6 protein-coding genes are annotated in these 10,014 nt (G+C 30.7%); 4 read left to right on the top strand and 2 right to left on the bottom strand.

Going from position 1 to position 10,014, the window contains the following annotated elements; all coding sequences use genetic code 11:
* The coding region (locus CD032_RS11165) for a serine hydrolase domain-containing protein (RefSeq protein ID WP_258026265.1) at positions 1 to 761 on the bottom strand (761 nt) is incomplete at its 3' end.
* Between the two features lie 18 nt (positions 762 to 779).
* The gene (locus tag CD032_RS11160; protein WP_103211492.1) at positions 780 to 2,438 is read right to left on the bottom strand and encodes a phospho-sugar mutase; all 1,659 of its coding nucleotides are present in this window, start codon (positions 2,436 to 2,438) and stop codon (positions 780 to 782) included.
* 461 nt (positions 2,439 to 2,899) lie between these two features.
* Here CD032_RS11160 and CD032_RS11155 point away from each other — a divergent pair, with 461 nt between their 5' ends.
* The 4 genes from CD032_RS11155 to CD032_RS11140 all read left to right on the top strand — a co-directional run bounded on the left by CD032_RS11155 (position 2,900) and on the right by CD032_RS11140 (position 9,636).
* A complete protein-coding gene (locus CD032_RS11155) occupies positions 2,900 to 4,201 on the top strand; it encodes an LCP family protein (protein ID WP_103211491.1) in 1,302 nt (433 codons plus the stop codon).
* Between the two features lie 22 nt (positions 4,202 to 4,223).
* Positions 4,224 to 4,694, top strand: coding sequence for a DUF2538 family protein (locus CD032_RS11150; protein ID WP_019468155.1), 471 nt, complete (start codon positions 4,224 to 4,226; stop codon positions 4,692 to 4,694).
* Positions 4,695 to 4,772: 78 nt separating this feature from the next.
* Positions 4,773 to 5,195 carry a GNAT family N-acetyltransferase gene (locus CD032_RS11145; protein ID WP_019468156.1) on the top strand — a complete coding sequence of 141 codons (423 nt, stop codon included), beginning with the start codon at positions 4,773 to 4,775 and terminating at the stop codon, positions 5,193 to 5,195.
* Positions 5,196 to 5,430: 235 nt separating this feature from the next.
* Entirely contained in the window at positions 5,431 to 9,636 is a 4,206-nt protein-coding gene (locus CD032_RS11140; protein ID WP_103211490.1) for a GW dipeptide domain-containing protein, read from the top strand.
* The last annotated feature ends 378 nt before the right edge of the window (positions 9,637 to 10,014 follow it).

Here is a 10,014-nt window from a genome sequence, read left to right as displayed (position 1 = left end):
CCAACAGCCATATAATTTTTAAAATTCAAATTACTATATCGTGCCGTATATTCTAAATTATATGGTTTCACTAATCTTTCATTTAAATTTTGCATATAAGACTTATGTGTCACCGTCTCTATTACTTTCGATAATATTAAATAATTAGCATCGTTATATTGATATTTATTATATTCTAAGGGGTTGATACCTCTCTGTTGTATTGCATGTGTTGCATCATTTAAATCTTTAAATTTTGGATTTGCTTTATATTTATATAACCCACTTTGATGTAACATCAGTTGTTTAATAGATAGTGGATAATTTGAGTCAAACCATTTTAAATAATGCTTCACAGGTGTCATCATATGAATCTCACCATCAATTTCTAACTGTTTTAACATGATGCCTGTCATAAATTTTTGTGCTGAACCTATTAAAAACATCGTATTGGCATTATTTTCTTCATTCTTTTCAAAATCTTGATAACCATAGCCTTTATTCAGTTTGAGTTTACCTCTTTCAAAAAGTGCAATGGTTCCATTAAAATGAGTTTGTTCTAAATATTCATCAATTTTATTAATTTGTGGATGTTTATGATCAACAACCGTTTTTAACTTTTTTTGTTTTTTCGATGATTGTTTTTCATTTTCCTTGGTCAAAACCTTTGAAGGGCTGATATACTCTTTCATTTGTTTATAGTGTCTGTATCCAGTAAATCCTAAAATCAAAAATATGAAAATGATTAAAACAATAAATATTTTAAATTTGTTGACTTTCATGTTGTTGCCTCTTTGTTGTTATTTTATATGATTGATATATTCATCTTTAAATTGATTTGTTAAGTTATCAATATCCTCTATATTTAATGAGAAGTACAACTTAATTTTAGGTTCAGTACCAGAAGGTCTCAATGCAATGAAACCTTCATCGAAAATAAAGCGAATTAAATTGGTTTCAGGTAATGATAATGCCTCAGTACTACCCTCTGTTACATTTTTAATGGTACCTGATTGATAATCCTCAATTTGTTTTACTTCAAGACCACAAATCGTTGAAACATCTTCATTTCTAAATTGGTCCATTATTTTAGTGATCTTTTCAATACCTTCTGCACCTTCAAAAGTCGGTGATAAAGTTTTATCTTTATATGCACCGATATGGGCATATATATCATCTATTGTGTCTTTAAATGTCATCCCATTATTCGCTAATAAATTTTTATATTTGATTAATAAAGGTACCATTTGGATTGCATCTTTATCTCTCGAAAATGGCTTAGCTAAATAGCCATGACTTTCTTCAAATGCAATTAGTAATTGTTTATCTTGTTGTGTGCTTTGTTCTTCCAATAAATTTGAAATATATTTAAATCCTGTTAATACATTATTCACTTCGACATCTAATGCTAAAGCTAATCTTTCCGCAAGTTCACTTGTGACTATAGATTTAATCATGTAAAGTTGCTTACCTTCTTCTACTAAATCTTGAAATCTTAATTTAGTAAGTAATATACCAATTTCATTCCCATTGAAATACCTATATGTTTCGTCATCGTAACGTTCAATCATACCTAATCTATCAGCATCAGGATCAGTTGCTATAATTAATTGTGCATCAGTATCATTTGCCAACTTAATACCACGTTCGAACACAGCTTCATCTTCAGGATTAGCTATCGCAACTGTTGGAAAATTACCGTCTGGTGTAGATTGCTCTTTTTCAATAACAAAATTATCATAAGCTAATTCTGATAATATAGTAGAAGCTAAAGGTAAACTTGTACCATGTAAACTCGTAAGTACTACTTTTGCATCTTTCTCAGGAATGTCCCCTACTAAATCTTTCACTTCACTTTTATAAGCTTCAGTAACTTCATGTGACATATATGTGATTTTCTTATCATTTAGTAATGAATTAAAATTACCTCCATCAATTTGTAATGGACGTTCAATAGCGTTAATATATTGACTTAAATCTTCCGATTCATCTGGCAATAATTGGCCACCATTTTGATCGTATATTTTAATACCGTTATAGTTTTTAGGATTATGACTGGCAGTGATCATCACACCTGCACTTGATTTTAAATACCTAACCGCAAATGATAATTCTGGTGTAGATTTATAATTTTCTGATAAGATCGTAATAATATTATTTTGAGCTAAAACAGATGCCATTTCCTCTGAAAATGCTTTAGATAATAATCTTGTATCAAAATGGATTACGACGGATGGATTATCATATTTTTCTTTCAAATATTGTGATAAGCCTAATGCTACTTTGCGAATTGTAAATGCATTCAATCTCCCCGGTCCTAAACCAAAGGTACTACGTATACCTGCAGTGCCAAACGTTAAATTTCCACTAAACCCTTCTTCTATTTCTTTGTCGGTCTGTGCTTCATAAAATGTTTTCACTAAACTTTCATCTAATTTATCCAACCATTCTGACTTCATGGTTATATCCTCCTTGAAATTCCAATATATTAATCAATTATTCACAAGGTATTATCTCATCGTCGAATTGATTTAATAAATACCAAAAATCGTTTTGAATTTAAACTCTCTGTTTAAAAATTTTACTTTAATAAAATATTAATGTTATCAATGATCAATAACGCTTAACATATGTTAATTATATCGTATGTTCATAAATAAATCATTTTTAGCTATGTTGATTTTCTTTTCATTACTTATATTATTATCATTAAGAATATTTTAATGCTAATCTATATGCTAATTTATAATTCAAACTTTAGTAGGATAAATTCTTAGTTGATATTTTTTTATGTTAGTTATAAAATTATAAGTTATAGTACAAATTTCTCTTTACAATATTTTAATGAAACAACCAAAAATTTAACACTAGATTAATATTGTAATATACACAAAATCACATACGATAGGGAGCTTCATACATGAATAAATTTTTAAAATACTTTTTAATATTTCTATCTTTAATTCTTGTAGTTGTTCCAGTTATATTTGCCATTTTATTGCTTAAATCATCACAAGGTGCCTTTGAGCATTCATTGAATACGAGTGATACATCAAGAGAATCAAGTATTCGTGAATCGAAAATAAACCCCTCTAAAGATCCAATTTCTATTTTATTTTTAGGTATTGATGATAATAGCGGTCGCCAAAAAAATGGTCAAAGTACTGAACAATCAAGAACTGATGCAATGATATTATCTACTTTTAATGCAGATAAAGAACAAATTCGAATGCTAAGTATTCCACGCGATACGATTAGTTACATTCCAGAAGTTGGTTATTATGATAAAATCACACATGCACATGCCTACGATGGCCCTACAGCTTCTATGGATTCTGTAGAAGCTACATTGAATGTTCCTGTTGACTATTATGTAAGAATTAACATGGAAGCATTCGTAGATGCCGTTGATGAACTCGGTGGTATTGAATATGATGTTCCATATAATATTTCTGAACCAAATACAAACGATACTGGGAAAATTAAAGTGAAAAAAGGACATCAAAAGCTAAATGGAGATGAAGCTTTAGCAGTTGCAAGAACACGTCATCAAGATTCAGACTTAAAACGTGGCCAAAGACAAATGGATTTAATCAAAAAGTTATTTATTAAAGCTCAAAAGGCAGATTCTTTCAGTAAATTAGATGATGTAATTGAAATAGTAGGAAAAAATGCTAAACATAATTTAAGTTATAAAGAAGTAAAAGCACTAGCCACTTCTTACTTAAAAGATGATGTTAAAATTAAAAGTAAACAACTAGAAGGTCAAGATGATTATTTGAATGGTGTTTATTACTATAATCCTAATATTAAAAATATAAAAGATACTGCAAATCTTTTGCGCAGCGATTTAAATTTACCTAAAATTAAGGATACAGATGATTTCTTGAATAAACGCGTTATCGACTTTTATGGTACACTCGTACCACAAACTGAAATTGACAGTAGCTTATTACGTAAAAATCAAAAAGATAGCTCTGAACAAGATGAAGACAATTCAAATTCACAATCAGAACAAAATAATTCAAATTCACAAGACCCAAATTCAACAAATGAAAACCAACAAGATAATATGAATCAACAAGACAATAACCAAACAACTCAGCAACCAAACGATTCATATCAACAACCTGATTCAAACCAACAAATAGATCCTAATCAACAGCAACAGGATCCTAATCAACAACAAAACACGCAAGAATTGCAAACAAATTTATATTAAGCTGTAGAGAGGAGATCGCGACATGTCACGAAAAACATATGAAAAATTAGCGAATATAAACGGTATGTTTAACGTTTTAGAACAACAATTAATCCATAGTAAAGATATGGCACTTTTTAGAAATGAATTTTTCTATGTTAATCACGCACATCGTGAAAACTATGAAGCTTTACGAATCTACTATAAGGATAGTGAAACCAATCCCGTTGTAGATGGTGCATGTTATATCGTAGCCCTACCTGAAATTTTTGATAAAGTTGATGTTTTTGAATCAGAACTACCTTTTTCTTGGGTTTATGATCAAAATGGTATAACTGAAACAATGAAAGAACTCAGTGTACCGCTACAATATTTAATTGCAGCAGCGCTTGAAGTAACAGATGTTAATTTATTTAGGCCGTCAGGTTTTACCATGGGCATGAACAATTGGAATATTGCACAAATGAGAATTTTTTGGCAATATACTGCATTAGTACGTCAAGAAGCTCAATAATTCATTAAATAACTACCCTATTACATTATAATTGTGATAGGGTAGTTTTATTATATTTAAAAGAAGTGAGGTTTTATCATGTTCGAAGTAGTTACTACATCTAAAATGTTAGATGACGCATATGAAATTAGAAAAGCAGTTTTTGTTCGTGAACAAGGAGTCCCGCTTGAAAATGAAATAGATCAATTTGAATCTAGCGCTACTCATGTCATAGGTTATGATGAACTACACTCCCCTTTTGCAACTGGAAGGTTTAGACCCTATCAAAATGGAGCAAAAATTGAGCGCGTAGCAATATTACCATCACATAGAAAATCAGGTCATGGCAAAGGTTTAATGCTTTTCATTGAAACAGTAGCAAAAGAACAAGGGTATGATATGTTAACGCTTAATGCCCAATGCCATGCACAACGCTTTTATGAATCTTTAGGTTATAAGGCTTCAGGTGATATTTTCTTAGAAGAAAATATTGAACATATCTTAATGAATAAAACAATTTAAGCTAAAGAATTTAATAAAGTTGTATTTAATGTACATCTTTACAATGTAACATTCTAAAGAGTGTAATATTTTAATATATTTAAAATTAGGCGTATTTCCGCCTTTTTTAAATTATATCTTCTTTTATAGTGTCTTAATAAGATTAATTTTATATTACAAATCTATGAAATCAATTCACTTAAACTATCTTCGTATTATAATGGTATTAAATATTAATAATAAAAGGGGCAGTTAAATGACTAATAAAAAGTTGAATTATAAGGTACCTTCAATAGTTGCATTGACGTTAGCAGGTACAGCTTTGACAACCCATTATGCACATGCAGCTGATAATACACAAGATCAGAAATCAAATAAAAATGTGTTAAATGATGAAAATACCATAAAACAAAGCGAAGAAATAAAATCTGAAGTAAGTAATCCAACGACAAATATTTCAGGAACACAAACATACAATGATCCAAGTCAAGTGCAAGAGCTTAAATCTGATGAACCTGAAAATTATGATGCACAGTTAGACGAACTTAATAAAGACACATCAAGTCAAAATACATATCCTACTCAAAATCAAGAAGACCAAAATAATTCTGACATCAACAATTACACAGAGACTCATACTGAACAATTAGCAACTGACGCTCAAAATGAAAGTGCTCAAGATGAAAGTAATGATGTTTCTAGTGTTACAGATGATAATGTTAATGTTGCTCAAAACGATAATGATTCCGATGTTTCTAATACAGAGGCACCTTCTTCTAATGCCGAAAATGAAAATCTGGTTGCGTCTAACAGTTCTGAAGATACAGACGACAACACTAACGTTACTCAAAATGATGATGATTCAGCGGCCTCTATTACAGAGGTAAGCTCTAACGAATCAACTTCTGATAAAGAAAACAAAAATCATGATACTTCTAACAGCTCTGAAGATAAAGACGTTAACACTGACGTTACTCAAAATGATGATGATTCAGCGGCCTCTATTACAGAGGTAAGCTCTGACGATTCAACTTCTGATGCAGTAAACGAAAATCATGATGCTTCTAACAAGACTGAAGTCAAAGACGACAATACTAACGTTACTCAAAATGATGATGATTCAGAGACTTCTAATACAGAGGCAAGCTCTAACGAATCAACTTCTGTTAAAGAAAACGAAAATCATGATGCTTCTAATAGCTCTGAAGACAATGACGTTAACGCTAACGTTACTCAAAATGATGATGATTCAGAGGCTTCTAATACAGAGATAAGTTCTAACGAATCAACTTCTGATAAAGAAAACAAAAATCATGATACTTCTAACAGCTCTGAAGACAAAGACGACAACACTGACGTTGCTCAAATCGATAAAGATTCAGAGGCTTCTAATACAGAGGTAAGTTCTAACGAGTCAACTACTACAAATGAGTCTGACAAAGAAGCGCAAACTGAAAAGGTTAATACTTTAGATTCAGATATAAATACTTCACCTAAAACAATTCAAGTTTATAAAAATGATGCAACACCAAAATTAAGAATGACTAGATCAGTTAGCACTCCTACTATAGCTACCAGATCAGCTGTCACTAAAGAATCTACAACTAAAAGTTCATTACCTAAATACACGCCAAAAGTAAATTCATCAATAAATAATTATATTCGTAAAAACAACTTCAAAGCACCTAATTATGAACAAGATATTGCAAGTTATTTACCAAAATACCAATATCGTTATGGTAAACCTGAAGGTATCGTTATGCATGATACTGCGAACGATAATTCAACAATTACTGGTGAAATTAATTACATGAAAAATAATTATAATAGCGCATTTGTACATGCCTATGTAGATGGTAATCGTATCATTGAAACAGCTAATACAGATTACTTAGCATGGGGAGCTGGCCCAGCTGCAAACGATCGCTTTATTCATGTAGAATTAGTCCATACACACGACTATGATTCATTTGCGCGTTCAATCACTAACTATGCAGACTATGCAGCTACAAACCTACAATATTATGGACTTGCTCCTGACAGCGCTGAGTACGATGGTGTTGGAACTGTTTGGACGCATAAAGCTGTAAGTAATTATTTAGGTGGATCAGACCATATCGATCCCCATGGTTATTTAGCTAACCATAACTATAGTTATGATGAACTTTATGATTTAATTTATGAAAAATATTTAATTAAAACAGGTAAAGCTGCTGCTTGGGGTACCACTTCATCTGGAAGTACAAGTGGAAGCAAAAACGAGTCAAGTGGTTCTGGTTCTACTACAAAACCATCTACTAATACTGGTAAATTAACAGTATCAACTAACAACGGTGTTGGTCGTATAAATACAAGTAATGATGGTTTATATACCACTGTTTATGATCAAAATGGTAAGAAAACAAGTAAAACAAATCAAACATTAAAAGTTACAAAATCGGCCACTTTAGGAAACAAAAACTTTTACTTAGTTTCTGATTATAATAAAGGTGATTTAATAGGATGGGTACATCAAAATGATGTCAGTTATAACTCTGCTAAGTCCGTTGTTAAAAACAACCAATCCTATAAAATCAAACCAGGTGAAGTTATCTATACTGTACCTTGGGGCACTAGTTCTCAAAAAGCAGGCACAGTTTCAGGTAGTTCTAGTCAAACATTCAAAGCATCAAAACAACAGCAAATTGGCAAAACAAATTATGTTTATGGTACAGTAAACAATTTATCTGGTTGGGTAAGCTTAAGTAAATTAACTTCGACAAGTAAAACAGCTACGTCCCCTACTACAAATAATCATTTAACTGTCAATACACTTACAAATCAACAAGGTACAGTGGCTAAGACAAATCATGGTGTTTATACATCTGTATATGATAAAAAAGGTGTTCAAAAATCTTATGTTAATGGTAAAACTTATAAATTAAGTAAAAAAGCTACATTAGGAAATAATTCATTTTATTTAATTACAGATAATAAAACAAATACTAACTTGGGTTGGATGCAAACAGCTGATATCACTGTTAAAGAAGCAGTTACAAAAGCTACTGCTACTGCTACGACATCTGTTAGTAAAATCGGACAATTAAATACAAATAATTCTGGTATTAAAACAACTGTTTATGATAAAAAAGGTAAAAATGCATCGAAATTTGCTGGTCGTACGTATACTGTAACTAAACAACGTACGCAAGGTAATAACACTTATGTGTTAATTCAAAATACCAAACAAAATACACCTATTGGTTGGGTTAACACTAAAGATATAAATACTCGTGACCTAAGTAAAACAAAAGCTAAAAGTGGACAATATACTGTAAAAGCAACGAACAATGGTTTATATGCAATTCCATGGGGTACAAAAGCTCAACAATTAGATACTCAAAATAATATTAAAAATAGTAAATTTAACGCATCAAAATCTGTGTTTGTTGATAAAGATGAATATCTATATGGAAATGTAAATAATAAAACTGGATGGATTTCAGCTAAAGATTTAAATAAAGCTCAAACACAATCAGCTATCACACCACAAAAATTCGACTATGTTATTTACAATGCAAATGGTAATTATTACTTGGATCCTAGCGTTACAAAATCAGCTGGATCATTAAAAGGTTTCCATGAAAGCATCTTTACTGTTTTTGAAAAACAAATCATTAATGGTGTAACTTGGTATCATGGTAAGTTATCAAACGGTAAAATTGTTTGGATTAAAGAAAGTGATTTGCGTAAAGAGCTCGTAAAATATTATAAATCTAATCTTACTTTAGATCAGGCTGTCGCGTTACAACATGGTTTGAAATTCAAACCTCAAATTCAACGTACACCTGGAAAATGGGAAGATGCAACAACGAGTGAGATTAAAAATGCTATGAATAGTAGTAAACTTGCTAAAGATCCAACCCAAAAATACCAATTCTTACGACTAGATAAATCTCAAAATATTTCTGGTACTGATTTAGATAAATTACTAGTTGGTAAAGGTATATTAGAAGGTCAAGGTGAAGCATTTAGTGAAGCTGCAAAAACTTATAACATCAATGAAGTTTACTTAGTTTCCCATGCCCTGCTTGAAACTGGAAACGGAACTTCTAAGCTTGCTAATGGTGGCGACGTAGTAAATAATAAAGTTGTTACTAATGGTGCTAAAAAATATTATAATATGTTCGGTATTGGAGCTGTTGATAAAGATCCTGTAAAACAAGGTTTTGCTACCGCTAAAAATAATGGTTGGGATACTGTTAAAAAAGCAATTGTCGGTGGCGCTAAATTCATCGCTAATTCATATATCAATCAAGGGCAAAACACTTTATATAAAATGCGTTGGAATCCTGATAATCCAGGTGTTCATCAATATGCAACTGATGTAGCATGGGCATCTCATAATGCTACACGTATTAAAGGGTTCTATGATTCTATGAATAAATTAGGCAAATATTTTGATGTAAACACATATAAATAACAAGAAACCATAAATATGTATATTTAAAAATATAGATAAACCTTAGGTGAAATTTTACCTAAGGTTTATTTTTTATATAATATATGCATTTCAGTAATTCTATTACTAACTAAAGCCTATGATTCTGTTTATTAGTCATATTGTCTTTTTCATTTTATAACAACACACATTTTCCAAATTGTCATAGGAACCTTTAAAAGCCTATGACAATAACTTTTTTGGTAAGGCACACTCTTTTTTAATTATTAATTATGAATTTTACGTTTCTGTTTCCAAACGTTTTAATTTATTTGAGCTTTATAATGTTAAAAAGAACTAATCCTTATTCATGATATGCTCCCTTCAAAGTAGACACTTAAAAATGTAAACTTTGAAGGG

This window comes from Staphylococcus cohnii subsp. cohnii (assembly GCF_002902365.1).
Classification (GTDB): Bacteria; Bacillota; Bacilli; order Staphylococcales; family Staphylococcaceae; genus Staphylococcus; species Staphylococcus cohnii.
Note: the sequence above shows the minus strand (reverse complement) of the source record. Positions and strands in the feature narration are given on the sequence as shown.

Excerpts from the sequence above, each read along its gene's own strand:
- CD032_RS11160 (WP_103211492.1), bottom strand. The coding sequence starts at position 2,438 with ATGAAGTCAGAATGGTTGGATAAATTAGATGAAAGTTTAGTGAAAACA.
- CD032_RS11155 (WP_103211491.1), top strand. The coding sequence starts at position 2,900 with ATGAATAAATTTTTAAAATACTTTTTAATATTTCTATCTTTAATTCTT.
- CD032_RS11150 (WP_019468155.1), top strand. The coding sequence starts at position 4,224 with ATGTCACGAAAAACATATGAAAAATTAGCGAATATAAACGGTATGTTT.
- CD032_RS11145 (WP_019468156.1), top strand. The coding sequence starts at position 4,773 with ATGTTCGAAGTAGTTACTACATCTAAAATGTTAGATGACGCATATGAA.
- CD032_RS11140 (WP_103211490.1), top strand. The coding sequence starts at position 5,431 with ATGACTAATAAAAAGTTGAATTATAAGGTACCTTCAATAGTTGCATTG.